A 24,084-nucleotide genomic window follows, 5' to 3' on the forward strand; every position below is an offset into this window, starting at 1 on the left:
TTGCGGCGCCTGTCGCAAATCGGATCGCGGCCTGTCGCATCCTGGTTGTCCAGATCGCCCGCCGGTTCCTAGCATGGGACCTCCTTCGTGATGGAGTTCCCCATGCCTGCCTCGCCCCCCATTGTCCGCCTCTGCAGGGCCGCCCTGCTGACCATTGCCCTGGCCGGCACCTGCGCGCCCTTGCTCGCGCAGACACCCGCCTGGCCCGCCAAGCCCATCACCCTGGTCGTGCCCTTCCCGGCCGGTGGCGGCACCGACTTGGTGGTGCGCGCGCTGCAGCCCCGGCTGCAAAAGGAGCTGGGCCAGCCCCTGGTGATCGACAACCGCGCAGGCGCCGGCGGCACCCTGGGCTCGGCCCTGGTGGCCCGCGCCCCGGCCGATGGCTACACCGCCGGCGTGGCCACCACCAGCACCCACGCGGTCAGCGTGAGCGTGTACCCCAAGCTGCCGTTCGACCCGGCCAAGGACTTTGCCTATGCCGGCTTCATCGGCACATCGCCCTATGTGCTGGCCACCACGGGCGCGCTGGGCAAGCCCGACACCAAGGCCCTGCTGGCGGCGCTCAAGGCCAGGCCCGAGGGCTTCAGCTTTGCCTCGGTGGGCGCGGGCACGGTCTCGCACCTGCTGGGCGATCAGTTCAAAGCCGTGGCCAAGGTGCCGCTGGTGCACATCCCCTACCGCGGCGCGGCACCGGCCTACACCGACCTGATCTCGGGCCAGGTGCAGCTGATGTTCGACAACCCTGCCGGCCTGGTGCCCTACATCCGCGCGGGCCGCATCCACGCCGTGGCCACCACCGCGCCCAATGCACTGCTCACTGGCGTGCCCACCTTCCAGCAGCAGGGCCTGCCGGGGTTCGATCAGTCGCTGTGGTACGGCATCGTCTTTCCCGCGCAGACACCCAAGGCCGTGGTGGAGCGCTTCAACCAGGCACTCAACGCCGTGCTGTCCGACCGCGCCGTGGCCGCCGAACTGGCCGCACTGGGCGTGAACGCCGCACCGGGCACGCCCGACGCACTGCAGGCCGCCGTGGTGCGCGACACCGCCTACTGGGGCCGCATCGCCAAGACCGTAGGAGCCCGCGTTGACTGAGCACACCCTCCCCTTTCCCGCCTCGCTGCCTGCCGCCAGCCAGGTCGTTCTGATCCGCGTGTTCGTCAACGGCCCGGGCGGCGGCAACCCCGTGCCGCTGGTGGCCGATGCGCGCGGCATGGATGCCGCGCAGATGCAGGAGGTGGCCCGTGCCCATGGGCACGAGTCGGCCTTCGTGCTGCCGGCCGATGTGCCCGGCGCCGACTGGCGCCTGCGCTTTTTCGTGCCGCACCACGAGATGGAGATGTGCGGCCACGCCACCGTGGGCACGCTGTGGGCATTGCGCCGCTGGGGCCTGTGGACCACGCCCACGGCCCGTGTGCAGACGATGAGCGGCCTGGTGGACGTGGAGTGGGACGCTGCAGGCCAGCGCGTGTGGATATCGCAGCCCGCCGTGCGCGAAGAGGTGCTGGACGCCAGCGCTGCCGCCCTGGTGGCCCGCACCCTGCGCCTTCACGACGCCACACCCCGGCCCACCACCAACGCCGCCACCAGCCGCGTGAAGACCCTGGTGCCCCTGCCCGAAGTGGCCGCGCTGCAGGCACTGGCGCCGGACTTCGCGGCCATGGAGTCCACCTGCGACGCCATCGCCTCCACCGGCCTGTACCCCTATGCGCTGCAGGCCGGCGGGCCGGTGGCAGAACCCACCGTGTTCGCGCGCCAGTTCCCGCGCAAGTCCGGCTACCCCGAAGATGCCGCCACCGGCATCGCCGCTGCCGCCCTGTGGGGCCACCTGGCCGCCGCCGGCACCATCCCCGTGGGCAGCCCCGCCCAGCCCGTGGTGTGCACCGTGCGCCAGGGCGATGCCATGGGCAGCCCCTCGGCCATCGCCGTGCGGCCGCGCTTCGACGCCCAGGGCAACGTGGCCGGCTGCTGGCTCAGCGGCGAAGTGGTGGAGGGTGCGGCATGAACAAGCACGTGCCCACCACGCCCGAAGATCGCCTGGCCGCCGCGGGCCTGGCACTGCCACCCGCGCCCCAGCCGCGCGGCAGCTACGCACCCTGCCATGTGCACGCGGTGGCGGGCCAGCGCTGGGTGGCCGTGAGCGGCCAGACCAGCCGCATCGCCGGCCAGGCCCTGGCCGGCATCTGCGAGGCAGGCGGCGACCTGCAGCCCGCGCGCCATGCGGCCACCGTGGCCATGCTCAACACCCTGGCCGCGCTGCGCACCGCCTGCGGCGGCGAGCTGGCCCGCGTGCAGCACGTGGTGCGCCTGCGCGGCTTCGTGCGCTCCGCGCCGGGCTTCGGCGCACATCCCCAGGTGCTCGACGCCGCGTCCGACGTGCTGGCCATTGCCTTCCCGCAGCAGGCACTGCCGGCCCGCAGCGCCATCGGCGTGGCCAGCCTGCCCGATGGGGTGTGGATCGAGCTGGAGGTCGATGCGGTGGTGGACCCAGCCTGAGGGCCGCGGCGCCGGTTCCCCACACCCCTTTGGTACAGGACTTGCTTGAACCCATCGACCTGCGCTATACCTCATTCAGGTGAGGATCGTGGGTACGCAAACCGATTGACGCAGGCTTGCAAGAAAGCGCGCCTGCCCTGTTCCATTCCTTTGGGGAGTTTTTGTCATGCAACTTCGGCGCTCTGTCTTCACACTCACCCTGGCCACGCTCGCCATGGGCAGCACAGCCAGCGCCTTCGCACAGGCGCCCTACCCCGACCGCCCCGTCAAGGTCATCGTGGCCCTGCCCGCGGGCGGCAGCGCCGACATGATCGCGCGCGTGGTCACGCAGAAGATGGCGGCCGAGCTGGGCCAGCCTTTCGTGGTGGACAACAAGGCGGGGGCATCCGGGCAGATCGGCACACCGCTGGTGTCGCGCGCCGCGCCCGACGGCTACACGCTGATGGTCTCGCCGGCCTCGTTCCTCACCACCAACAAGAGCATTTTCAAGACCCTGCCCTACGATCCTGAAGCCGACTTCGTGCCCGTCACCAAGTTCGTCAACCAGCCTATGGTGCTGGTGGTCAAGGACAAGCAGAAATTCCCCACCGTCGCCGCCGTGCTGGCCGCCGCCAAGGCCGCACCCGGCAAGCTCACCTACGCCTCATCGGGCGACGGCAGCCCGCAGCACCTGGCGGGGCTGATGTTCACCACCCGCACCAAGACCGACCTGCTGCACGTGCCCTACAAGGGCGGCGCCCCGGCCATCAACGACGCCCTGGCCGGCACGGTGGACATGCTGTTCGCCGTGCTGCCCGAGGCGCTGCCGCACATCCAGTCGGGCAAGCTGCATGCGCTTGGGCTGATGGCGGCGCAGCGCACAGGCACCCTGCCCCAGACCCCCACCATGGCCGAAGCCGGCGCACCCGAGATGAACCTGTCGGCCTGGGTCGGCCTGCTCGCCCCGGCCAAGACACCCCAGCCCATCATCGACCGGCTGCAGCGCGCCGCGCACGCCGCCCTGGCCGATGCCGACACCAAGGCCAAGCTGGCCGCCAGCGGCATGGAAGTGGCGCCCGGCACCAGCCAGCAGCTCAAGGACGCGATCACGCAGGAAATCAAGGTCCATGCGGAGCTGGTGAAGGCGGCCGGGCTGGTGCCGCAGTAGCGCCTTGACAGTGGCAGCTCTGGACACGCAAGGCAACTATAGCTGGGCGTCTGCCATGGGCGCGTGGCCGCTCCAGGCTCATACAGCTGAGGAGGTCTCACGCCCCTGAATCAGCCCGGCAAGCAGACAAACCGCAATGGATGTGATCCAGACATAGTAGCCCGGAAGAATCTCGTAGGAATACATCCCTGCGCTTCCGCCGGCCAATTGCTGACCGCTGCGCATGAACAAACAGGCGAAGAGCAGCGCAGCCATTGCCAAGCTCGCAGCGAGAATCCCACGCTTCTTCCCCACGCTGATCCAGGCAAAGACAAGCAGTGGATTTGCTAGCCAGGAGATGTGACCCGCGACTCCAAAGACCAACGCGTAGAAGCCCGATGTGGATGGGGGATCTTGCTGCGGGGTAAGGTAAAGGAACACGGGTAGAAACAGGCTAACCGTATACAGAGCGGCGCTCGCAGCCATTGCGCCGAGGGCAAATTGGCGACGGGAGGGTTGAGTCACTGTAAAAATCTCCGTACTTTTGTACCATCTAATCGGCTTGCTGAAGGTTCCACCGACACTGCTCAATGCCCGCCGAACCGGCCCACCTGCCGCAGCCCGCCGGCCAGGCTCCAGAGCGTGATGCACCAGCCGTCGCAGCCCTCGCTGACCACCAGCCCCGGAAGGTCTGCGCCGTCCAGGTCGACGAAGCTGGCCACCTTGGCCGGCACCTCGCCCTGGTAGGCGTAGCCGTTGCGGTCTTTCGTGAACACATGGTGTCTGCGCGCGCTGTATTCGGCGGCGCTGTCCTTCACCCACTCGCCGGGCACCACAATGGCCAGGCCCTGGCCGCCGGGCTTGTGTACCACCGTTGCGGCGGCCAGCTTCGACTGTTTCCTCACCGCCGCCCACTTGCGTGCGTCCGACTGCAGCAGGCCCTCGAGGGCCTGCACCTCAGGCGCAGTGACCCGACGGGTAACCCACTGCGTCGTTTGCGGGGGCTGGATGGAGAACAGCCGGTACTGCCGGGTTTTGAACCGGGCCGGTCCGCCCTGCACCGTGGCCCTGACTTCCTCCCACTGTTCGCCACCCGACGGGCCCTTGGGCACCTCGATCTGGCACAGGTGCTTCTCGCCGGTCTGCAGGGCAAACACCGGCCGACCCGCACGGCAGTGCCGCGCCAGAGCGCGCAAATGGGCAGCATCGTCCGCACGGACCACGACGGCACCCAGGTCGGGCGACAGCCAGGCAAAGAACAGGCCTGGGCGGCTGATGTGGCTTTCGCTCTCCTCCCCGGCGGCCGCGGGCCCTACCACGGCCAGACCCAGTAGCAGCGCGGCCACTCGCAAACGCAGCACCATGAAGACCCCCCGACGACAATGGATTGGGCATTCTGCATGAATGCCTGCCGGGCTTCGGCAAGCCCGTCATCGCGGCGCGTCGGTCATTGCTGGCGCCAGGGGCGCTTGGCTCGATTCTGTCAGCCGCTCCTCGTCAGGTGGTCCCCGCCGGTGCCGCCGCCGGCCCGCGGCGCAAGACCAGCACCACCACGGCGATGGAAGCCACATAGGTGCCGCCCAGAAAGACGAGCGCGCCAAGGCTCTGGGGGCCCTTCGCCAGCCCGTGCGCGATGCTCGAAAAATCCCACAGGGCGTGCAACGCCATCGCCACCCACAGGTTGCCGGTGAGCCTGCGCACGAGGTACAGCCCCGTGCCCGCGCAAAAGGCCAGAGCCACCTGCACCAGGGCCGCCGCGCCCAGGCCGAAGAAGGCGTTGGTGGCGTGCAGCAGGCCGAACAGGGTGCTCGACCAGAACCACACCCAGGCCTCGGAGCGCAGCGAATGGCGCAGGCCCACCAGCAGGATGCCACGGTGCACCATTTCTTCGCAGAACCCCACCAGCAGCATGGCGGCGGCCAGCACCAGCACGTGCTCCATGCCGATGGCCGCCCAGACCGTGCTGTACAGGTTCATGCCGATGAACCCGAGCATGGGCAGCAGCACTGCGGCCAGGTACAGGGGCCGGCGCAGCGGTGGCTCGCGGGTCGCCTGCGGCCACCACCCTGCCAGCGCATTGAAGGCACACAGCGCCATGGCAGCAATGCCCAGCGGCACGATGACGCCGCGCAGCAGGTTGGCCTGCGCACCCAGCGATGCGTAGTCGATGCCCAGGTAAGTCCATGCAGCGAAGACCCAGCCCAGGTAGGCAAGGTACACGCCCAGACCGACCCACCAGCGCGGTTGAATGTGCATGTTTTCTCCAACCTCCGGGGCTCAGAAAATCGCGACCAGTGCCACGGCGACAAGCACCCATGCGCACGCCCGCACGAGCAGGCCCAGGCCCATGCCCAGCGCGGCCAGGCGTCCAATGCCCAGCTTGGCCCGGAACCACGCGGCCTGCACGCCCACCATCCACGCGAATGCCATCGCGCACGCAATCGCTCCGGCCATGGCAAGGCCCCGCCCAGGCATCTGGGTCGCAATAAGGCCCAGCGAAACAACCAGCGCAAAGGGCGATGTCAGGTAGCACTGGGCGAAGAAGGGCTGCCGCAAGGCGGTGCGCGATGCCGCCTGCCTGCGCTTGCGCAACAGCAGCACCGCAGCCGTCAGCGGGATCAGGCTGAACAGCAGGCTGCGAAAAAGCAGCAGGTTCTGCGGCGAGTTCAGGAGTTCCTTGGCCAGGGGGGCCGCGTCCGAAGCCTGTGCGACGTGCAACGCCACCCCGACTCCACTGGTGAGCAGCAGCGTGATCAGCAGCAGCAGGGGCGGGCTCACCGCATCGTCATAGGCATCGGTCTTGTCCGACGCTTCCTCCTGCTCTGCGTACTCCATGGCCTGCAGCGGCTTGAAGATGATGCGCAGCAGCGTTCGGGGGTAGAAGAACAGCAGTGCGATGGCCTCGAAGACGAATTCCTCCAGGCTCCGCATCAACTTCATCAGGTCCATGAACTCCTCCGGGAGCGCCAAACGCGCGCTGTGGACCACCCCATTGGGACATCGGACGGGCCATCTTGTCCAGCGCTTCCATGCGAACCCAGCCTACGATCGCGGCGCACCAGCCGCACAGCATGACCCAAAAGGCGAAGGGAACGAGAGGTGATGGATTCACCGCGTGAAGGTCACGAGCGCCACGAGGCAGGCAGCCGCTGGCGATCATTCCGCCCGAAGCAGCCGCGCGTACCGCCACAACCCCCAGACCACGCCCACGGCCAGACCGATGGCAATGCTCCAGCCCACCGGGACACCGAACGCAAAGGCCAGCAGCAGCATCAGCCCGGCGCTGACCAGGGAGATCAGCACCAAGGTCACGAAGTCGAAGTGGGCCACCGCCAGCGAGTCCTCCGCCACGCTGCGCCCACGGCTGCCGCGCCTTTCGCGCTGGGACCGGAACAGCAGCACGTCGAGCACGAATTCGAAAAAGCCAACGACGATATCGACCAGAAAACTGAACATCGCAATGCTCCATGGGCAGGGGCACCACGCGGCAGGCGCCGCGCACTCCTCCTGTGGCGCCATCCTAACGCCGGGCGCTCAGCCCTTCGCTGCCGCAAAAGGCCCCACACCCTGCCGGTGAATCAAGGTGCCGTGCTGCCCACCGCCTGCCTCGCCGGTGCCGCAGCGATGACGCGCGCCGCAAGCTCCGCGAATTGCCCCAGGTCCACCGCGTTGCGCTTGAACCAGAGCCGGCTGTTGTCGACCCGGTGCACGAGCACGATGTCCCGCGCCCGGTCGATCAGCATGAACTGGCCGCCGCTCCCGTCTGCCAGCACCAGCTGGTTGCCGGGAAGGCGCCACGACGGAAATGCCGCGAACGGCAGCCACCACATGTAGCCATAGCCGCTGCCGCCCGAGGCGGCGCTGTACGAGGTGGTGCTCTCGCGCAGCCAGGCCGACGGCACCATCTGGCGCCCTTGCCACTGGCCGTCGCGGCTCACCAGCAAGCCGATGCGCGCCAGGTCGCGCGCAGACAGGAACATCAGGTAGGCGGGGTGCTCCGAGCTGCGCTCGTACTCGAACTTCGTGTCCTGCGGGTAGCGGAAGTCCTCGAACTGCAGAGGCTCTGTCAGCTCGGTCTTGAGCGCCTCGAACACGTCCTTGCCCGTGCGGCGCTGGAAGATGGTGGCCAGCGCGTTGAAGTCCCAGTTGTTGTAGTACCAGAAGGTGCCGGGTGCGTGGCTGCCGCGTTCCGGCCGCCGCTTCTTGGCCGCAGGCGTCTCGTAGGCTGCCTCGTGGTAGACCCCGGAGCGCGACTGCAGCAGCTGCCGCACGGTGGCGGTCTGCTCCACGTCCGACAACCCGCCCTTGTCCGTGATGCCGAGCGAGGCCAGGCTCTGGTCCAGGTCGATGGCGCCCCGGCCCACGTGCATGCCGTACAGAACGCTGAGCACGCTCTTGCGCACCGACGCGAGGTTCATCGGCCGGCGGATGTCCCCATAGGCATGCACCAGCACGCCGCGGTGCACCACGAGGTAGGCGTCCGAGCGCAGCGAGTCGGCATAGCTGTCGGCCAGTTGGAGCTTGTCTTCCGACCATCCGCTCGGCTGCCCGCTGGTGGCCGGTGTGCTCCAGGCCACACCGGGATATACGCCCTGCGCACTGGCCTGCCGGGGCGCCGCCACCGCAGCGGGCGGAACCTCGGTATCGGCGAGCGCGGGCGCACCACCCACCATGATGGCGGTGGCGGCCAAGGCAGCGATGGCGGTGGAGCGCAATGTGTTCAGCATGGGATTCGTCCGGTTGCCGCCCCTGGCGTGCAGGGCAGAAGTTCGGTGGGCTTCGGCGCATTCTGCCGCAGCCGCCGACAGGGGCGCCGCGCCTGCGGGCTGCCCCGCCTTCGGCGAGAATCGGTAGCCCCGTTGCCTGACCTCCAGGCCTCCCGCCCTCTCCCATTCTCCGATTGCGTCCCACGCCCCCTGCGTCCATCCAAATGAAGGGATTCATCCTCACGCGCCACTGGCGGGATACTCCCGCGGGCACCGAAATCGAATACTGGCTGGCGACCGACACCGGCCCGCTCAAGGTGCTGCTCACCGGCCAGACCTCGGTGGCCTTCGTCGAGGCGCGGCACAAGGGCACGGTGGACCCACAGCTCATGGCCCTGCCGGACGTGGAGCTGCGCGCGCTCGAACTCAAGAGCTTTCAGCAGGAGCCCGTGATCGGGGTCTACGCCAGGCATTTTCGGCAGCTGGGGCGGCTGGCGCGCTCGCTACAGCAATTGGGCATCTCCCTGCTCGAAGCCGATGTGCGCCCGCACGAGCGCTACCTGATGGAGCGCTTCATCACCGCAGGCGTGCTGGTGGAGGGCGGGCGCACCGAGAACGGCGCCCGCGTGGACTGCAGGCTGCTGCCCGCGCCCGACTACCGGCCGGCGCTGAAGGTGGTGTCGCTGGACATCGAGACCAGCCAGCACCAGGCGCTGTATTCGATCGCGCTCGACGGCATGGCCGAACGCGTGGTGTACATGCTGGGCGAGCCGCCGCCGGGGCCTGCCGCCGAACCCTCGGGCTTTGCGCTCATCTACTGCCCCACCCGCCAGGCCATGATCGAGCAACTCAACGACTGGTTTGCGCGCAATGACCCGGACGTGCTCATCGGCTGGAACGTGATCCAGTTCGACCTGAACGTGCTGCAAAAGACCGCCGATGAATGCGCCACGCCCCTGCAGCTGGGCCGCGAGCGCCGGCCCATCGCCTGGCGCACGCACCCGGGCAAGCAGGGCTACCTCTTCGCGCCCATGCCCGGGCGGGTGGTCATCGACGGCATCGAGGCGCTGCGGGCCGCGGTGTGGAGCTTTGCGTCGTTCAGCCTCGAAAACGTCTCGCAGCAGTTGCTCGGCGAGGGCAAGGAGATCGGCGACGAGTACGACAAGATGGCCGAGATCGAGCGGCGCTACCAGCACGACAAGCCCGCGCTGGCCACCTACAACATCCGCGACTGCGAGCTGGTGCTGCGCATCTTCGACAAGGCCCGGCTGCTGCAGTTCGCGATGGAGCGGGCCCACACCACCGGCCTGCAGATGGACCACTTCGGCGGCTCCATCGCCGCCTTCAGCCACCACTACCTGCCGCGCATGCACCGCCTGGGCTATGTGGCGCCCAATGTGGGCGAGATACAGGGCCAGTCCTCGCCCGGCGGCTACGTGATGAATTCGAAGCCCGGTTTCTACGACTCGGTGGTGGTGCTGGACTACAAGAGCCTGTACCCCTCGATCATCCGCACCTTCCTGGTCGACCCGGTGGGGTATGTGGAAGGCCTGCATGCCAGCGACGCGGCGCCGCTGATCCAGGGCCCGCTGGGCACGCGCTTCTCGCGCGACAGGCACTGCCTGCCGGAGATCGTCACCACCCTCTGGCGCGCGCGCGACGAGGCCAAGCGCGCGAAGAACGAGCCCCTGTCGCAGGCGCTGAAGCTGGTGATGAACTCTTTTGCCGGGGTGCTGGGGGCGTCGGAATGCCGCTTCTTCAACCCGCAGGTGATCTCGGCGATCACCCTGCGCGGCCATGCGATGGTGAAAGCCACCCGCGACTTCGTGGAGCAGCGCGGCTACGAGGCCATCTACGGCGATACCGACTCCATCTTCATCTGGCTCAAGCGCACCCACACCAATGCCGAGGCACACGCCGTGGCGGCCGAACTGGTCAAGGACATCAACGCCTGGTGGACGCGCACCCTGCGCGAAGACCAGAATCTTGAGAACCACCTCGAGATCGAGTTCGACACGCACTACAAGAAGTTCTTCATGCCCACCATCCGCGGCTCGGACGTGGGCAGCAAGAAGCGCTACGCCGGCCTGAGCGTGGACGTGGAGGGCAAGGAGGAGATGGTCTACCGCGGCCTGGAGATGGCCCGCAGCGACTGGACGCCCCTGGCCCGGCAGTTCCAGGAAGGACTGCTCTCGCGCGTGTTCCAGGGCGCGCCCTACCGCGAGTTCGTGGCCGACTACGCGCAGGCCACCCTGGCCGGCGACAAGGACGACCTGCTCGTCTACCGCAAGCGCCTGCGCCACCGCCTGGACGCCTACGTCGCCAACGTGCCCCCGCAGGTGCGCGCGGCGCGCATGGCCGACGAATACAACGCCCGCATGGGCCGCCCCCAGCAGTACCAGAGCGGCGGCTGGATCCGCTACGTCATGACCCGCAACGGGCCGGAGCCGCTGGAAGCGCGCCATTCCCCCATCGACTACGGGCACTACCTGGACAAGCAGGTCCAGCCGATCGCAGACGCCATCCTGCAGCCGCTGGGCGAGAGCTTCGCCAATCTGACCTCGGCCCAGCAGGACCTGTTTTAGCTGGCGCTACTTTGGCACCACCGCCTGCAGGTAGCCGTCCACCGCGCTGCGCCACAGGGCGGGCTGGGCATGGATGCCGTGCCCGCTGGCTCCGTACAAGGGATCGAAGGCCACGAAGCTGCCCTTGCCGCCTTCAGCCATGAAGGCGTCGAAGTTCTTGCGGCTGTGGCGCAGCGCATAGAACGGATCCTGGTCCCCATACAGCCAGAGCACGGGATGAGGGAACGCCGCGCCACGGCGGAACGCGACCGGGTTGATGGCGTCGGCATGCGTGCAGCGGTCCCCCACCCAGCCCCCCACGAAGTTCAGCACGCCCAGGAAGGGTGCGGCAGGGCGCGTGCCCGCATAGGCGACCGAGAGAACGCCCCCGCGCGAGACGCCACCGATCAACAGTCGCCGCATGTCGACGTCGCTGCGCGTGCGCAGGTGCGCCAGCACGGCATCGAGGTCGGCCATGGCGCGCTCCATGCCGGGCAGCGAGCGCTCCGGCCGGCAGGCGTAGCGTGAGCGGTCGGGCTCGAAGCCTTCGTCATACAGCCCGTCGGATTTGCCGCGCCCGCGCCGCTGCGGAAACACCACCTGCCAGCCCTTGTCCGCAAAGTAGGCTCCCACCTCGGGGCTGGCCCAGGTGTAGGTGAACCATTCGGGCTTGTCCCCGTTGCCCGTGGAGCCGTGGTTGAACACCAGGGTGGGAAACGGCCCCGCACCGGGCGGCCGGTAGACCACCATTTCCAGCGTCTGTGCGCGCCCGTTTTCGGACCACGGCGTGGGCACGCGCTCGACGCTGCGCGCATAGGCAAAGGGTTTCTGGGTCAGCACACCGTAGCTGAGCAGTTGCGTCACGTTTTTCCACAGCGACATCTCCATGTCGCCGTCTTCGCGCAGGCGCAGCACCAGCGTGGCCCCGGTGCGCAGGGGCATGTGCAATTCGTTGTCGATGAACTTCGCTTCGCCCCGCTCGGTGACGCGCTGCGTGGCGCTGGCACCGGCATAGACCACGGTGGCCGCATCGGCCGACAGCTTCTCCACCGCCACCTTCACATCGCACTGCGCAAAGCGGCAGGCACTGCCGCGCCAGATACCGCTCCAGGGCAGCAGCCTGCGGCCGCCCTCCAGCGTGGCGTCGGGCGCCACCACGGCCACATCGGGCGGCAACTCTGCGCTGGCGCTGGTCTCGGCGGGCACCGGGCGCATCTGCGCCGTGCCGGCGGGCAAGGCAGTCTGCGCGTGGGCCACGCCCGCGAGCCAACCCACCGCTGCCACGGCAGCAGCCAAAGCAGCCTTCCACCCTGCCGCACGCAACGACAACCATCGACCTTGCATTTTCAGGCACCTCCAGGACCGACAGGGTACCGGGTTCCCAGCCGCATCCCCCACGGGGCCACGCGGGCCCATGCCACGCAGGGGCTTCACGTCACCGGGCCAGCTAGCTGCGTACGCCATGTCCATCCGCGGCCCCATGCATGCCTGCCTCGCCGCTGGAGCGGGGGCGGTCCGCTGGGTCTAGGCCGTCGACAGGCGGGCCCGGGCGATGGGCGCACGGTCGAGGGCACAAGGCCGACATCATCCACTTCGCCCCCGAGAAATGGATGGTCAGGCGCCTGGCGCAACAGGAAAGTGCCCCCCAGATTTCGGGCGGCTCTTCGGTGTTCCCGACAATGCGCTTGTCGCATCTCCGCGTGCAAAATGGCCAGATGACATCTCCCATCGCGACGGCCAGCGCCCTCGGGCTGTATCTCTACGGGGGCGCAGAGCCGGGTGCAGACCTTTTTGCCCGTTTTGCCCGTTTGACGGAATCCCTGTTCGCCCGCCTTGGCATTGCCCCCACATACCTGGGGCTGGGTGGCGATGGCTACCCGGAAGGCTTTGTCCGCTATGGCGGTCGTGCGCACAAGAAGGCGTTGGCGCGGGAATTCGATGGTGTCGTGAGCGTGAGCGTGGCCGCCAATCCCGTTGGCAGCGATGAACCCACGTTCGACAGCTTCGCACTGGCTTCGCTCTCATACACGCCATCGGTGGGCGAATTGCTGCTGTCGCTGGAGGTGAACGAGGCATGGCTGCCGTTCGATGGAGAGGCCTACGCTGAGACCATGGGGGCTTACATCACGCTGGCGCCCTGGAGCTTTGGATTCGGCTTCGCCGATGCGTCCAACAGGCAGCCTGGCTTCCATATCCTGTCGCTGGACCCCGGCGACCTGCCTCCCGATGAACGCACCCGCCTGCTCACCTGGTATGCCGTTGCGCCAGAGGTTCGTGTACGCAAGCTCAGGGACGTGTATGCGCTCAATTTGCTGGGTGCAGGACAACTGGGCGAGGCGACCCGCGACGGCGGGCCGCTGCGTTCGCTGATCACGTCCATGGGGGCGGGCGACATCCAGCCAACCGCCGGCACCTCGCTCATGTCCTGGCGGGTTCCCACCACGTCGCGCGAGGCTGTCCGCCGGCAGATGGCGGAAGCCGGCGCCATCGCGGGGTTGTAGTCCGGGCCGGATGCAGGCGTTCCATGCCGTGCTGAATGGGTCTTCACGCTGGCACGCGGTGCGAGCCGTGCCTGTTTCGTGTCGTCCCAGAACGCTCGTGCCAGCTCCAATCCTTTGAATTTTAGCGGCGACAGGGCCTTGGCTGCTGGCGCCGCACAGAGAAACATGGGGCGCGCCCTGAGGACCGACTCGGCCCAGACTTAGGGTGAAGAACGCAACGCTCGCCACGCGTCTCGATCCCGGCCGTCGATCCATCCACCATGGCGCGGGCCTGTGACAGCAAGATGAAGGTGGCGCTCTGCAGTTGCAGGGGAAGAAACGAGAGGCCGGGGTAGCATGTGGCGCCAACGCACTCCTTGTCGCCGTCCACCGAACTCACGCCGAAGCTCTCGCACATGCAACCCGCCAAACTCCGGCAGCGCTGGCACGACCCGGATTTTTCCAGCAGCGCTGTCGAAGCCATGGCGAAACTGATCTCGTCCCGAGAACTGCAAGGCCCGCTCGACCTGAGAGGTATTGCCATTGGGGCCGCCACACCCATCGCTGGCCTGCCGGTATTCAACCTGTTTCGTACCCACCTGTCCAAGCTTGATCTGTCGTGTGCCCAGATCGAGGGGTCGATGGCCGAGGCCGTTTTTGACCAGGTCCATTTCGACCAATCCAGGTTGAGCCATGTGTCGGCGGCGAAGACCCGCTTTCGTTCATGCACGTTCGATGGTTCGACGCTCCGCCTGAAGGCGGATGACGCGCGCTTCGAATCCTGCAGTTTCCGTGGTGCCAAATTCATTGCGTCGGCTTCGCTCACGGAGTGGGGTGGGCGCCGGGTACTGTTCGCCCAGTGCGACTTCTCCGGCGCCAGCTTTCGGCGGCAGGAGTTTCGTGCCAGCACCTTCGAGCAGTGCACCTTCGATGGCTGTGTCTTCGACCAATGCGACTTGCGCGGCGCCAAGTTCCTTGGCGAGTCGCCGCAACTGGAACAGTGCATGGTCTAGCGCCGAACGGATTCGCCTGCCCGCTCACTCAGCCAACCGCCCCCTCAAGCGCACGGCGACTGCCGGCACCGGATGCAGCATTCGCCGCAGCTGCCGACCCGGAGCAGGGGCTTGCCCACGCGCCCCACGCCTGCCAGCCTGGCTGCCGGCTCAGCCCGGCATCCAGGCAGGCTTGAACGCCGCATGGAACCCGAACGGCACCACCTGCGGCAGGTGCAGCGTGGCCAGGCATTGCATGCTGGCCGGGTCGACCACGCCGACCACCGTGCCTGTGTCGCCTTCGGCCAGCGTGGGCACCAGCAGCACGCCATCGTCCTCGGCAGTGGAGCCGGGGCGGTCCACGAACAGCGGCTCCATCTGCACCGCGGCCTCGCGCTGCCAGGTGCCGGCGATGCGGCCGCCATCGAGGTCCAGCTTCACGGTGCGGTCGAACATGGGCGCCTTGCCCTCGGGGTCGAAGCCCGCAAACCAGGCATGGCGCGACTGCTTCCTGCCCCAATAGGCGCCATGCACCGAGGGCAGCTCCACGCTGGCGCCCTCGACCAGCGTCCGGGGCTGCGCATCGCTGCGGCCGGGGTCCAGCCGGTAGCGCTGCACGCGGTGCTGCACGCCCACCGGCTGGCCGGCGCGCAGGCGCTCCATCTGCAGTGCCGCAAAGATCTCGGGACCATCGTTGGTACACAGGTCCAGCACCAGCGTGGCGTTGCTGCGGCCATCGGGGCTGGGCTCGTCCCAGGCCTGCACCGCATGGAAGCCGGTCATCGCCGGCACGGCCCAGCTGCGCACGCTGCCGTCGATGAGCGAGATGGCGTCGATGCGCGAGCCCAGGGCCTGGTTCCACGCAAAGCTGTCGATGAAGCCCTTGCCCGACAGCGCCAGCTTGATCGCGTTGAGCCGCATGGCAGGCTGCCACACGATGGCGTGCGTGGGCGTCATCGCAAACGCATGCAGGTAGCCGGCCTGGCGCACGGACCAGCGCGCCAGCACCTCGCGCCGCCGGCTGCCCTGGACGATCTTGAACAGCTTGTAGGTGCACTTGGGCCCCACCTCCAGGCCCACGTTCCAGTAGGTGCCCTGCGCATCCGTCATGCCGTGGGCCGACATCACGTGGATCACCTCGGCATCGTCGTACACGATGCGCCCTGTGGTGGCCAGCGTGTCGGGGTCGAAGCTGGTGAGCAGCGGCGTTTCGGTCTGCGCCACCCACTGCGAGCCGATGCGCGCCATCACCACCGCGCCGTTGTCCGTCACCTTGGGGTGGCGCAGGTGGCGCATGCGCGTGAAGAAGCCCGCCGGGTCTGCCGTGCCAAAGGCCGCCCGCGCCGGCTTGCGCGCCGCCAGGCTCTCGCGCAGGTCATCGGTCTGCAGGTAGCGGCTGCGGTAGGTGGCACTGGCCCCGCCCACATCCCCCGGCGCCAGCCGCACCCGGTGCAGCATGGCCAGGCCATCGAACCAGTGCCCGTAGCTGCCGTGGGGCAGGTCCCACAGCGCCGGGCCGTTGAGCAGCAGGCTGCCGCCCAGCAGCCAGGAAGGAACCTGGCCGCGGATTTCGACCGGGGTGTCGGGGAGTTCGCGGGCGGTGGATTGGAGGCCGCGCAGGCGGGTGGCAGGGGTTGATACGGCTGGAGGTTCAGGCTGAATGGCGAAATTCATGGGCTTCTAGTCGATCTGATCTTGGTGGCACGTTCTAGGTTCGCATGCATCTTTCATCATGACCTAAGCAAAGCGATTCCTGAAGCCTAAATTTTCTGCGCATGACTCAGTGGAAAGCGCGCCATGAACTTACCTCGCTTGCCTTCTATATTGTGGATAACTCTTTTCTTCACGGACAATCGTGCCTGTGCCGTGTCTGATGCACGACACGAACTGGAGCACTGTAATGAGCGCACCCAAAAAAAAGTCCTTACCCAGCTTGTCTTCAAGCAAGCAAGAGGACTGTCTACGTGAGTTGAAGGATGCAGGCGCAACCCCGGTACACATGATTCTGTACGGGTTGTTGAACTTCGCAATGCCGTCCATGTTTCGCTGCCTAATGCTGGCGGTGGTGTCACTAGGAACGGCCTACTTCGGAGTATTTGGAAAATGATCGTTTTGAAGGCAGTACAGGACAAGGTGCTTGCCGTCTTGCAATCCGTAGCAGGCATCGTAGAGAGGCGTCATACGCTTCCGATTCTTGCCAACGTGATCTTCAGGACGTCTAGCACGCCGCAGGAAATAGCGGAAACCACCCCAGCTATTTTTAGACACGCACCGGAAAGGCAGATGCCTTTTCAGACCTGCAACCTGAACGAGCCTACTTGCTTACCTTACAGGATTAGAGTGAAACCGGAGCGCCGCCGAAAACGGGTAGGCCCTAGCTGCTGGAGATTGATAGGGGATGGAAGTACAAAACTCACATGATGCAACTGATCAACGCCTGAAATAGCAGCCGAGGGCATCGTCTCGGCTGACTTCTAAACGGGTACAACAACACCATAGCGCCTGAATAGATCAACGAAGAATTGATGCAGCATAGCGGTTGAAGCAGTGCCCTGTAGTTCCACCGCACCATACCGATATACCTCGTATCCCGAGAGCTTCAACTCTCGATCCGCAGCCATCATTTGGGCATACCGTTCCACATCTGCTATACCTTTCTCATTGGCGTAGTGCTGCTTTCCATCCACTTCGATAACTACGCGAACACCGCCGGGCAACAACATCAGAAAGTCCATCCTGAACCTCAAGAGGGCACCCACTCCGCGTTCTCTGACCGTCTTGTGGTCCCAGTGCAACCATACTTCCGGAAGCAATGCAGGAAGCTCCGGAACTGCACGCCCGAAGCACCGATGAAAGGTGTCATAGAGCAGCATTTGAGGGGGCGAACTGCTAGGTAAGCTGCCTCGTAGCCGTTTGTAGAGGCTTTCTTTAGCCTTCGTAGCGTCCTGCAATTGCATAAACTCGGCCCACCAATTTTGCAGGTCTCGCCAGCAAAGCCCTTGATGTCCGATTGGTCTGTCGTACACCAACACGTCATCACGGCTGTCGACAATCTCGATATCGTTGTCAATAGCATCTCTGATGCGGATGTCTGGCTTGCGTTGAGATGCAAAGATCAGATTCTTCGGGCCACCTCGTTTTCCATCGTGCAGTGACAATAAGCTAAACGATGGATAGCCCCCAATAAGCGCTGTCTGGCGAAGTTCTGCGCCGCATTCACGAAGCACTGAGTTCACAGCATCTACAAATGCCCACTGCAATGACTCGTCCCCCCTCACATCACCTGAGGAGAGTCCTTCAAGAAATTTTGCAAAACGTGAGTCCGCAGCCTCGTATGCACCCAAACGCTCAAATAAATCATCCGGTCGCCAATCCATCGAATTTCGATGAATGTGCTGTTCAACCGCCTCCCTCAGAGAGTCATCGCTCCCAAAGATTCCAGCAAGGGGATCGGTATCGAGGACCCACAGTTCGTCGAGCAGAGCATCAAAGTGCTTCGCGCTACCGTAGTGATCGAAGCAGTCTATAGAACGAGCAACTGCCTTCCGGTACTTCTTAGGAATTTCTGGGTAGGGCGTTTCCGACCAAAGAATTTCTTGAATGGCATTGCGAGCCTGCTGATCGCGAACACCGTAGTCAAGCAACCGCCTGGCTGCCTCCGCCAACCCATCGTCACCCAGCAATTCCAGAGCCTGTTCCATACGCTGGCGCTTGCTCGGCATCTCGACAGGAAAAGCCAACCCCAAGCGCTCGCAAAACTCCGGCATGTTTGTATTTGAGCAGTCATCTTTTAAGTTGGAGATGACTGGTCGCATCACTTGCCTCAAACTGCGAAGATCCATATAGAGTTCTTACTCGGCAGCCCGCCCCCGCACCTGCCCCCTGAACCCCCAGTTGTTCTCCAACCCTACATTCACCGCCTTGCCGCTGTCCTCGAACTTCAGCGTGGCCACGGTGACCTCCCCATCCGCCACGGAGCGCGAGATCAACTGGAAGGTCTGCGCATCGAGCCAGTGGCCCTTGACGGCGACGACCGCGTTGGGGCCCTGCGGCGCGGTGCGGTACTTGCCGTCCAGCCCCAGCGGGCCAGCGACCGGCTCGCGCGGGACATCGGGGCGGCCGGGGTCGAAGCTGGCTTCGTAGCGCGGGTTGGCCGGCGTCAGGTCCAGCACCAGGCGCTGCAGGCCCAGGGCGTTGCGCTCCAGCAGCCAGGCCTTGCGCGAGACGGTGGCGGCCAGCTCGGGCGTGGCTCCCAAGGGCTGGGGGCCGGGCTTTTCCACCCCGGCGTCGCGGATGCGGGTGGCCAGCAGGTCTTGCGCGCCCGCATCGGCGGGCAGGGGCTCGCGCGAGCGCACTGCTGCGGTGATGTGGTCGATGAAAGTGGGCAGCGCGTAGTGGCGCCGGCCGGTGACGGCGACCACCACGTCGATGTCGGGCAGCACCACGATGAGCTGGCGGTTGAAGCCGGCGGTGAAGTAGGCGCGTTTGGACGGAATGCTCCACCAGCCGTTGGCGTATTTGAAGGCGGGTGCAGCACTGCCAAAGCCCATATCCACGGTGGGATTGAACACCTGCTCCACCCAGGCGGCGGGCAGCAGCTGGCGGCCGTTCCACTGGCCCTTTCGCAGGTAGAGATAACCGATGCGCGCCATGTCGCGCGGGTGCAGGTACAGGCCCCAGCCGCCGACTTCGAGGCCCTGCGGGTCCTTGCGCCAGCGCACGTCGCTGATGCCCAGGGGGCCGAACAAGCGCTTTTGCGCATAGGCCAGGGTACTGCCGCCGGTCTTATGCGCCAGGATGGCCGAGAGCAGGTGGGTGTTGCCGCTGTTGTAGTTGAAGCCTGCGCCGGGCGCCTGGGCCATGGGGCGGTCGAGCACAAAGCCCTGCCAGTCGCGCGAACGCCCCAGCTGCAGCATGGTCTCGGGCACGGCGTCGCTGAGTGGCTCTATCCAGTGCAGGCCCGAGGTCATGTCGAGCAGGTGGCCCAGGGTCATGGCCTTCTTGGAGGCGTCGGCGTTGGCAACCTTGCGGCCCTCAAAGAAGTCGAGCACGGGTGCATCGCGTGAGGGGATCAGCCCGTCCTGGATGGCCATGCCGGTGAGCGTGGCGACGACGCCCTTGGTGGTGGAGTTGACGGCGTGCTTGAGCCCCTCGCGGTAGGGTGCGTAGAAGGCCTCGGCCACCAGGCTGCCGTGGCGGGTGACGAGCAGGCTGTCCATGCCCTGCGCGGCGCCATAGTCGAAGAGCTTGGCCAGCGCGGCAGAGTCCATGCCCTGGGCCTCGGGCGTGCTCTCGGCCCAGTCGTCACCCGGCCAGAGCGTGGTGGGCGGGGTGGTTACGGCCGATGCAGCGGACGACGCGGGCGCCGCGGCGTCCTGCTGCGCCCCTGCCGTGAAAGGTGCGGCGGCGCCGGCCAGCAGCACGGCCGTGGCCTGCCTGCGGGTGATGGGGGCGGGGACGCCAGTCCCTGCCACCCCAGCTTGCGTGTGCCTTGCCATCCTCAGCCTCCCTCGGTGCATGTTGTGCAGAAATCATATGCGCCCGGGAGCACGCGCCTTGGTACTTCTTTTGGGGGATTGTGGTCGTTTACCCACGGTGGGTGGCGAGGTGGCGGGCAGCTCCTGGCAGGCCGCACGCAGCCAGGCCAGCACCGCGTAGAAGGCATCGCCCGGCCCCTCCTGCACGCCCGCGCGCGGAGCCATGAGCTGGTAGCTGCTGCCATCGGCCACGAAGCCACACGGCGCGCACAGCACGCCGCTGGCCAGGTCGTCGGCCACCAGGGCCAGCGGGCCGATGGCCACGCCGGCACCGGCCACAGCGGCTTGCAGGCTTTGGTAGAAATGCTCGAAGCGGATCGCGCGCGTGGGCTGCAGCCGCGTGCCAGCCAGCGCGGCCCAGCTACCCCAGGCGTCCGGCCGCGTGGCGGTGTGCAGCAGCACGCCCTGCAGCGGCTCGCCTGGCTGCGGGCCGAGGGTGGCCGCCATGTCGGCGCGGCACACGGGGCCGATGTGCTCGTGCAGAAAGGGCTCGGCCAGCACATCGTCGGCCAGGGCGAAGTCGTTGCGGCGGATGGCCAGGTCGATGCCGTCGCGCTCGAAGTGCACCACGCCCCCGGCAGATACCAGGCGCAGCTCGCGCTCGCTGCCCACGGCGGCCTGCAACTGCGCCAGGCGCGGGATGAGCCAGCGGATCAGCAAGGTGGGCTCGCACGACAGCACCAGCGGCCGGCCCGGCCCGCCCGTGCGGCGCGCACGGGCCAGCGCCGCGCGCAGGCGGTCGAGCGCACCGGCCACATCCTCGGCCAGCACCTGTGCCGTGGGCGTGGGCAGCACCGCGCGGCTGCTGCGCTGGAACAGGGCAAAGCCGAGCTCGCCCTCCAGCTCGCGCACGGCACGGCTCACTGCCCCATCGGTCAGGTGCAGCTCGCGCGCAGCGCGCGAGACGCTGCCATGGCGCACCGTGGCCTCGAAGGCGCGCAGGGCGGACATCGGGGGCAGTCGGGTGTCTGGGGGCATGGCATGAGTCATTGATTGAATTCTGCTCAATCATGCCTGAGATCAAATCGGTTTTCTTATCCTTTGCGCAGCGGCACAGTAGCGTCCATTGTTTGATGGATACGCAACCGAATGACCTTCATCGCCGTTCTGGCCGACGACCTTACCAGCGCACTCGATGGCGCGGCACCGTTTGCGGCACGCGGGCTGTCGGTGCGGGTGGTGCTGCGCGCCAGCGCCATCACCCCGGGCAGCGCCGATGTGCTTGCGGTGGACCTGGACTCGCGCTTTCTGCGCCCCGGCGTGGCACAGCGCCGTTTCCATGGCGCGGCGCAGCGGCTGCGCAGCGCGGCCCTGGTCTACAAGACAGTGGACTCCACGCTGCGCGGCAACCTGGGCGCAGAGGCGCAGGGCGCACTCGCCGGGGCCGGCCGCCAGCGGGCCGAGGTGGCGCCAGCCTTTCCGGCCGCAGGCCGCACCACCGTGCAGGGCCTGCAGCGCGTGCAGGGCATGCCGGTGGAGCACACGGTGTTTGCGAGCGACCCGCGCACCCCCGTCACCACCAGCAATGTGGCCGAGCGCATGCACGGCCTGCCGCCGGATTGCATGCGGGTGCACGACGCCACGCACGACCACGACCTGGACGCCATCGTCGCCGCAGTGGGTTGGCAACGGCCCGGCGTGCTGTGGGTGGGCTCGCCCGGCCTGGCGGCAGCGCTGGCCCGCGCACTGCCCGCCATGCCCGTGCAAGACACCCAGGGCAGGCCCGCAACCGAGGCAGGGCCCCTGCCAGCCGCCCCAGCACCCCGGCCTTGCAGGCGCGTGCTGGTAGTGGTGGGCAGCCTGCACCCTGCCAACCAGGTGCAGGTGGATGGCCTGGCGCACGCCGGCGTGCCCGTCATCGGGCTGCCGCCGGGCACAGGCAGCCCCTTCGACCCCGCACCGCTGGCCGCCACGGTGGCCCAGGCACTGGCCCGGCACCCGGTGGTGTGCCTGGCATCGCCCCGCATGGCCGATGCGGCCACCGGCACGCCAGCGTGCGCTGCGCCGGCCCTTCAGCTGGCGCAGGTGGTGGCGCGCTGCGCGCCGCACTTCGACGCGCTGGTGGCCACGGGTGGCGACACTGCGCGGCGCACCGTGGATGCGCTGCGCGCCCGCTCGCTCGACCTGCTGGGCGAGGTCGAGCCCGGCGTGCCCTTCGGCATGCTGCGCCTGCCCACGCGCCAGATTCCTTTTTCGACCAAGGCAGGGGGCTTTGGCAGCGCGCACACCTTGCTGCGCTGCGTGCAACGCCTGCAGTCCCTGCCCACCCTTTCCCCACAGCAACGACCGACACCATGAATGCGAATGCAAGCACCCGCCCCCCTGCCCTGCCCCTGGCCATCACCATGGGCGACCCGGCCGGTATAGGCCCCGAGATCATTGCCCAATGGGCCACGGCACGCGGCACGGGGGCTGCGCCGTATGTGGTGGTCGGCGATGTGGGTGCCCTGCAGCGCGCAGCGGCCACCGTGGGCGCGCCGCTGCAGGTGCGCCCCGTGGGCGACCAATTGGAGGGTTTGCACGAGGCCTTGCGCCAAGGCGCCCTGCCCGTGCTGCAGGCCTGCGCGCCGCTGCCCGCCGACCTGCCCATGGGCCGGGTGGACGCCCGTGCCGGGGCCGCAGCGCACGCCTGTGTGCAGCGCGCCATCGACCTGGCACTGGCGGGCAGCGTGGCCGGCATCGTGACCGCGCCGCTGCACAAGGAGGCGCTGCGCGCCGCCGGCGTGCTGCACCCCGGCCACACCGAGATGCTGGCCGAGCGGGCAGGCACCACCGACTTCGCGATGATGCTGGCCAATGGCGAGCTGCGCGTGCTGCTGGTGTCCATCCACCTGGCGCTGCGCGATGCGATTGCCGCCGTGACGCCCGAGAGCGAGCTGCGCGCCATCCGCCTGGCGCACCGCGCCTGCCGCGCCTATGGCATTGCGCAGCCGCGTGTGGCGGTGGCCGGGCTCAACCCGCATGCGGGCGAAGGCGGGCTGTTCGGCCACGAAGACCGGGACATCGTCGCCCCGGCCATTGCTGCGGCGCGGGCCGAGGGCTTAGACGCCACGGGCCCCTGGCCGGGGGACACGGTGTTCATGCGGGCGCGCCAGGGTGCATTCGACATCGTGGTGGCGCAGTACCACGACCAGGGCCTGATCCCCGTGAAGTACCTGGGCGTGGACCAGGGCGTGAACATCACCGTGGGCCTGCCCTTTGTGCGCACCTCGGTGGACCACGGCACGGCCTTCGACATCGCGGGCACGGGGCGGGCCGATGCATCGAGCCTGGGGCATGCGGTGGACCAGGCGGTGGCCATGGTCACGGCCACGCAGGCAACGCCGCCACCCGGGCAGCCGTTGCCGGAATTCATCTTCATGCTCACCCGGCACGACCAGACCATCACCGACGCCCTGGAGCAGTTGCCCGCCGTGCTGGCCGCCGGCGTGCGGCACATCGGCTTCAAGGACATCGGCCTGCCCTGGGCCGCGCTGCAGCGCCTGGCCGATGCCATCCACGCGGGCGGCGCCGTGAGCTACCTGGAGGTGGTCAGCCAGGACGAGGCCAGCGAAGTCGCATCGGCCCGCGCCGCCGTGGCGCTGGGGGTGGACGTGCTCATGGGCGGCACCCGGCCCGAGGCGGTGCTGCCGCTGCTCGCCAACACCTCCATCCGCTACTACCCGTTTGCCGGCCAAGTGGTGGGCCACCCCAGCGTGTTGCAGGGCACGGTGGAAGACGTGGTGGCCAGCGCGCGCCGCATCGCCGCCCTGGACGGCGTGCACGGACTGGACCTGCTGGCCTACCGCTTTGCAGGCGATGCAGCCGACGTGCCAGCCCTCATGGCCGCCGTGTGCTCGGCGGTGGACAAGCCGGTGGTGATTGCGGGCTCCATCGACCGGGCCGAACGCATCGCGGCCGTGGTGGCGGGCCAGGCGGCAGGCTTTACCGTGGGCACCGCAGCGCTCGACGGCGCCTTTGAAGTCACGGGCGTGGTACCGCACGGGCTGGCAGGGCAACTGTGCGCCATCCAGACCGTGCTGCAGGGTGCACTGGCGCAGGCCTGAGGCAGCCCCCGCAGCATCGGGGTCTCTCCCGCCGGCCCGGGGACGTCGCAGGACACCCATGGCGCAATCAGCGCAGTTCGCACTACAATAGGAAATTACCATTTAAAAAATTGAATTTATTTGATTTTAATCAATAGTAA

The 24,084-nt window shown here is 67.4% G+C and carries 20 protein-coding genes and 1 pseudogene; 10 read left to right on the top strand and 11 right to left on the bottom strand.

The window, feature by feature from the left end:
* Positions 1-102 precede the first annotated feature (102 nt).
* The 4 genes from AC07PF_RS14235 to AC07PF_RS14250 all read left to right on the top strand — a co-directional run bounded on the left by AC07PF_RS14235 (position 103) and on the right by AC07PF_RS14250 (position 3,640).
* Positions 103-1,092 carry a Bug family tripartite tricarboxylate transporter substrate binding protein gene (locus AC07PF_RS14235; RefSeq protein ID WP_494612309.1) on the top strand — a complete coding sequence of 330 codons (990 nt, stop codon included), beginning with the start codon at positions 103-105 and terminating at the stop codon, positions 1,090-1,092.
* Positions 1,085-2,002, top strand: a complete 918-nt coding sequence (locus AC07PF_RS14240; protein WP_494612310.1) for a PhzF family phenazine biosynthesis protein — start codon at positions 1,085-1,087, stop codon at positions 2,000-2,002. The genes AC07PF_RS14235 and AC07PF_RS14240 overlap by 8 nt, the downstream gene beginning before the upstream one ends.
* The gene (locus AC07PF_RS14245) at positions 1,999-2,493 is read left to right on the top strand and encodes a RidA family protein (protein WP_494612311.1); all 495 of its coding nucleotides are present in this window, start codon (positions 1,999-2,001) and stop codon (positions 2,491-2,493) included. Before AC07PF_RS14240 ends, AC07PF_RS14245 begins: the two co-directional genes overlap by 4 nt.
* Before the next feature lie 166 nt (positions 2,494-2,659).
* Positions 2,660-3,640 (top strand): Bug family tripartite tricarboxylate transporter substrate binding protein, encoded by a 981-nt coding sequence (locus tag AC07PF_RS14250; protein WP_494612312.1) that lies wholly within the window; start codon positions 2,660-2,662, stop codon positions 3,638-3,640.
* 78 nt (positions 3,641-3,718) lie between these two features.
* Here AC07PF_RS14250 and AC07PF_RS14255 read toward each other — a convergent pair whose 3' ends face one another.
* The 6 genes from AC07PF_RS14255 to AC07PF_RS14280 form a co-directional block, all read right to left on the bottom strand.
* Positions 3,719-4,105 (bottom strand): hypothetical protein, encoded by a 387-nt coding sequence (locus tag AC07PF_RS14255; protein ID WP_494612313.1) that lies wholly within the window; start codon positions 4,103-4,105, stop codon positions 3,719-3,721.
* A 101-nt stretch (positions 4,106-4,206) separates the two neighbouring features.
* A complete protein-coding gene (locus tag AC07PF_RS14260; RefSeq protein WP_494612314.1) occupies positions 4,207-4,983 on the bottom strand; it encodes a hypothetical protein in 777 nt (258 codons plus the stop codon).
* A gap of 133 nt (positions 4,984-5,116) precedes the next feature.
* Positions 5,117-5,875 (bottom strand): CPBP family intramembrane glutamic endopeptidase, encoded by a 759-nt coding sequence (locus AC07PF_RS14265; RefSeq protein ID WP_007861846.1) that lies wholly within the window; start codon positions 5,873-5,875, stop codon positions 5,117-5,119.
* Between the two features lie 21 nt (positions 5,876-5,896).
* Positions 5,897-6,607: a permease gene (locus AC07PF_RS14270; RefSeq protein ID WP_108016526.1), complete on the bottom strand. Its 711-nt coding sequence runs from the start codon at positions 6,605-6,607 to the stop codon at positions 5,897-5,899.
* A 168-nt stretch (positions 6,608-6,775) separates the two neighbouring features.
* On the bottom strand, positions 6,776-7,075 hold the full coding sequence (locus AC07PF_RS14275; RefSeq protein WP_007861848.1) for a hypothetical protein: 300 nt from the start codon (positions 7,073-7,075) through the stop codon (positions 6,776-6,778).
* Between the two features lie 122 nt (positions 7,076-7,197).
* Positions 7,198-8,346 carry a serine hydrolase domain-containing protein gene (locus AC07PF_RS14280; protein ID WP_494612315.1) on the bottom strand — a complete coding sequence of 383 codons (1,149 nt, stop codon included), beginning with the start codon at positions 8,344-8,346 and terminating at the stop codon, positions 7,198-7,200.
* A gap of 203 nt (positions 8,347-8,549) precedes the next feature.
* On the opposite strand from AC07PF_RS14280, the gene AC07PF_RS14285 reads away from it, so the two are divergent.
* Entirely contained in the window at positions 8,550-10,910 is a 2,361-nt protein-coding gene (locus AC07PF_RS14285) for a DNA polymerase II (RefSeq protein WP_494612316.1), read from the top strand.
* A gap of 6 nt (positions 10,911-10,916) precedes the next feature.
* Here AC07PF_RS14285 and AC07PF_RS14290 read toward each other — a convergent pair whose 3' ends face one another.
* Positions 10,917-12,185, bottom strand: coding sequence for an alpha/beta hydrolase family protein (locus tag AC07PF_RS14290; protein ID WP_494612317.1), 1,269 nt, complete (start codon positions 12,183-12,185; stop codon positions 10,917-10,919).
* Positions 12,186-12,604: 419 nt separating this feature from the next.
* Between AC07PF_RS14290 and AC07PF_RS14295 the strand changes: the two genes are divergently transcribed.
* Positions 12,605-13,390: a hypothetical protein gene (locus tag AC07PF_RS14295; protein ID WP_494612318.1), complete on the top strand. Its 786-nt coding sequence runs from the start codon at positions 12,605-12,607 to the stop codon at positions 13,388-13,390.
* Positions 13,391-13,785: 395 nt separating this feature from the next.
* Positions 13,786-14,382, top strand: a complete 597-nt coding sequence (locus AC07PF_RS14300) for a pentapeptide repeat-containing protein (RefSeq protein ID WP_145696291.1) — start codon at positions 13,786-13,788, stop codon at positions 14,380-14,382.
* A 150-nt stretch (positions 14,383-14,532) separates the two neighbouring features.
* Here AC07PF_RS14300 and AC07PF_RS14305 read toward each other — a convergent pair whose 3' ends face one another.
* Complete coding sequence (locus tag AC07PF_RS14305; RefSeq protein ID WP_494612319.1) at positions 14,533-16,035, bottom strand: carotenoid oxygenase family protein; 1,503 nt, start codon at positions 16,033-16,035, stop codon at positions 14,533-14,535.
* 429 nt (positions 16,036-16,464) lie between these two features.
* On the opposite strand from AC07PF_RS14305, the pseudogene AC07PF_RS14310 reads away from it, so the two are divergent.
* Positions 16,465-16,599: pseudogene (locus AC07PF_RS14310) on the top strand (DNA polymerase III subunit beta); the annotation flags it as partial.
* A 236-nt stretch (positions 16,600-16,835) separates the two neighbouring features.
* Here the strand turns inward: AC07PF_RS14310 and AC07PF_RS14315 are convergent.
* Genes AC07PF_RS14315 through AC07PF_RS14325 form a run of 3 tightly spaced genes read right to left on the bottom strand, consistent with a single transcriptional unit; the run spans position 16,836 to position 20,876 of the window.
* Positions 16,836-18,176, bottom strand: a complete 1,341-nt coding sequence (locus AC07PF_RS14315) for an AbiJ-related protein (protein WP_494612320.1) — start codon at positions 18,174-18,176, stop codon at positions 16,836-16,838.
* A gap of 36 nt (positions 18,177-18,212) precedes the next feature.
* Positions 18,213-19,859, bottom strand: a complete 1,647-nt coding sequence (locus tag AC07PF_RS14320) for a serine hydrolase domain-containing protein (protein WP_494612321.1) — start codon at positions 19,857-19,859, stop codon at positions 18,213-18,215.
* 33 nt (positions 19,860-19,892) lie between these two features.
* On the bottom strand, positions 19,893-20,876 hold the full coding sequence (locus tag AC07PF_RS14325) for a LysR family transcriptional regulator (protein ID WP_494612322.1): 984 nt from the start codon (positions 20,874-20,876) through the stop codon (positions 19,893-19,895).
* Positions 20,877-20,987: 111 nt separating this feature from the next.
* Here AC07PF_RS14325 and AC07PF_RS14330 point away from each other — a divergent pair, with 111 nt between their 5' ends.
* A complete protein-coding gene (locus AC07PF_RS14330; protein ID WP_494612323.1) occupies positions 20,988-22,196 on the top strand; it encodes a four-carbon acid sugar kinase family protein in 1,209 nt (402 codons plus the stop codon).
* Positions 22,193-23,944, top strand: coding sequence for a 4-hydroxythreonine-4-phosphate dehydrogenase PdxA (gene pdxA, locus AC07PF_RS14335; protein ID WP_494612324.1), 1,752 nt, complete (start codon positions 22,193-22,195; stop codon positions 23,942-23,944). Before AC07PF_RS14330 ends, pdxA begins: the two co-directional genes overlap by 4 nt.
* Positions 23,945-24,084: the final 140 nt, after the last annotated feature.

The sequence above is a fragment of the Acidovorax sp. GW821-FHT10A04 genome (assembly GCF_059415825.1).

What these genes read in the sequence shown, in the direction of transcription:
- AC07PF_RS14235 (WP_494612309.1), top strand. Translation starts at nt 103, where the DNA reads ATGCCTGCCTCGCCCCCCATTGTCCGCCTCTGCAGGGCCGCCCTGCTG.
- AC07PF_RS14265 (WP_007861846.1), bottom strand. Translation starts at nt 5,875, where the DNA reads ATGCACATTCAACCGCGCTGGTGGGTCGGTCTGGGCGTGTACCTTGCC.
- AC07PF_RS14245 (WP_494612311.1), top strand. Translation starts at nt 1,999, where the DNA reads ATGAACAAGCACGTGCCCACCACGCCCGAAGATCGCCTGGCCGCCGCG.
- pdxA (WP_494612324.1), top strand. Translation starts at nt 22,193, where the DNA reads ATGAATGCGAATGCAAGCACCCGCCCCCCTGCCCTGCCCCTGGCCATC.
- AC07PF_RS14260 (WP_494612314.1), bottom strand. Translation starts at nt 4,983, where the DNA reads ATGGTGCTGCGTTTGCGAGTGGCCGCGCTGCTACTGGGTCTGGCCGTG.
- AC07PF_RS14315 (WP_494612320.1), bottom strand. Translation starts at nt 18,176, where the DNA reads ATGCGACCAGTCATCTCCAACTTAAAAGATGACTGCTCAAATACAAAC.
- AC07PF_RS14300 (WP_145696291.1), top strand. Translation starts at nt 13,786, where the DNA reads ATGCAACCCGCCAAACTCCGGCAGCGCTGGCACGACCCGGATTTTTCC.
- AC07PF_RS14325 (WP_494612322.1), bottom strand. Translation starts at nt 20,876, where the DNA reads ATGCCCCCAGACACCCGACTGCCCCCGATGTCCGCCCTGCGCGCCTTC.
- AC07PF_RS14275 (WP_007861848.1), bottom strand. Translation starts at nt 7,075, where the DNA reads ATGTTCAGTTTTCTGGTCGATATCGTCGTTGGCTTTTTCGAATTCGTG.
- AC07PF_RS14285 (WP_494612316.1), top strand. Translation starts at nt 8,550, where the DNA reads ATGAAGGGATTCATCCTCACGCGCCACTGGCGGGATACTCCCGCGGGC.
- AC07PF_RS14320 (WP_494612321.1), bottom strand. Translation starts at nt 19,859, where the DNA reads ATGGCAAGGCACACGCAAGCTGGGGTGGCAGGGACTGGCGTCCCCGCC.
- AC07PF_RS14295 (WP_494612318.1), top strand. Translation starts at nt 12,605, where the DNA reads ATGACATCTCCCATCGCGACGGCCAGCGCCCTCGGGCTGTATCTCTAC.
- AC07PF_RS14305 (WP_494612319.1), bottom strand. Translation starts at nt 16,035, where the DNA reads ATGAATTTCGCCATTCAGCCTGAACCTCCAGCCGTATCAACCCCTGCC.
- AC07PF_RS14250 (WP_494612312.1), top strand. Translation starts at nt 2,660, where the DNA reads ATGCAACTTCGGCGCTCTGTCTTCACACTCACCCTGGCCACGCTCGCC.
- AC07PF_RS14330 (WP_494612323.1), top strand. Translation starts at nt 20,988, where the DNA reads ATGACCTTCATCGCCGTTCTGGCCGACGACCTTACCAGCGCACTCGAT.
- AC07PF_RS14255 (WP_494612313.1), bottom strand. Translation starts at nt 4,105, where the DNA reads ATGGCTGCGAGCGCCGCTCTGTATACGGTTAGCCTGTTTCTACCCGTG.
- AC07PF_RS14280 (WP_494612315.1), bottom strand. Translation starts at nt 8,346, where the DNA reads ATGCTGAACACATTGCGCTCCACCGCCATCGCTGCCTTGGCCGCCACC.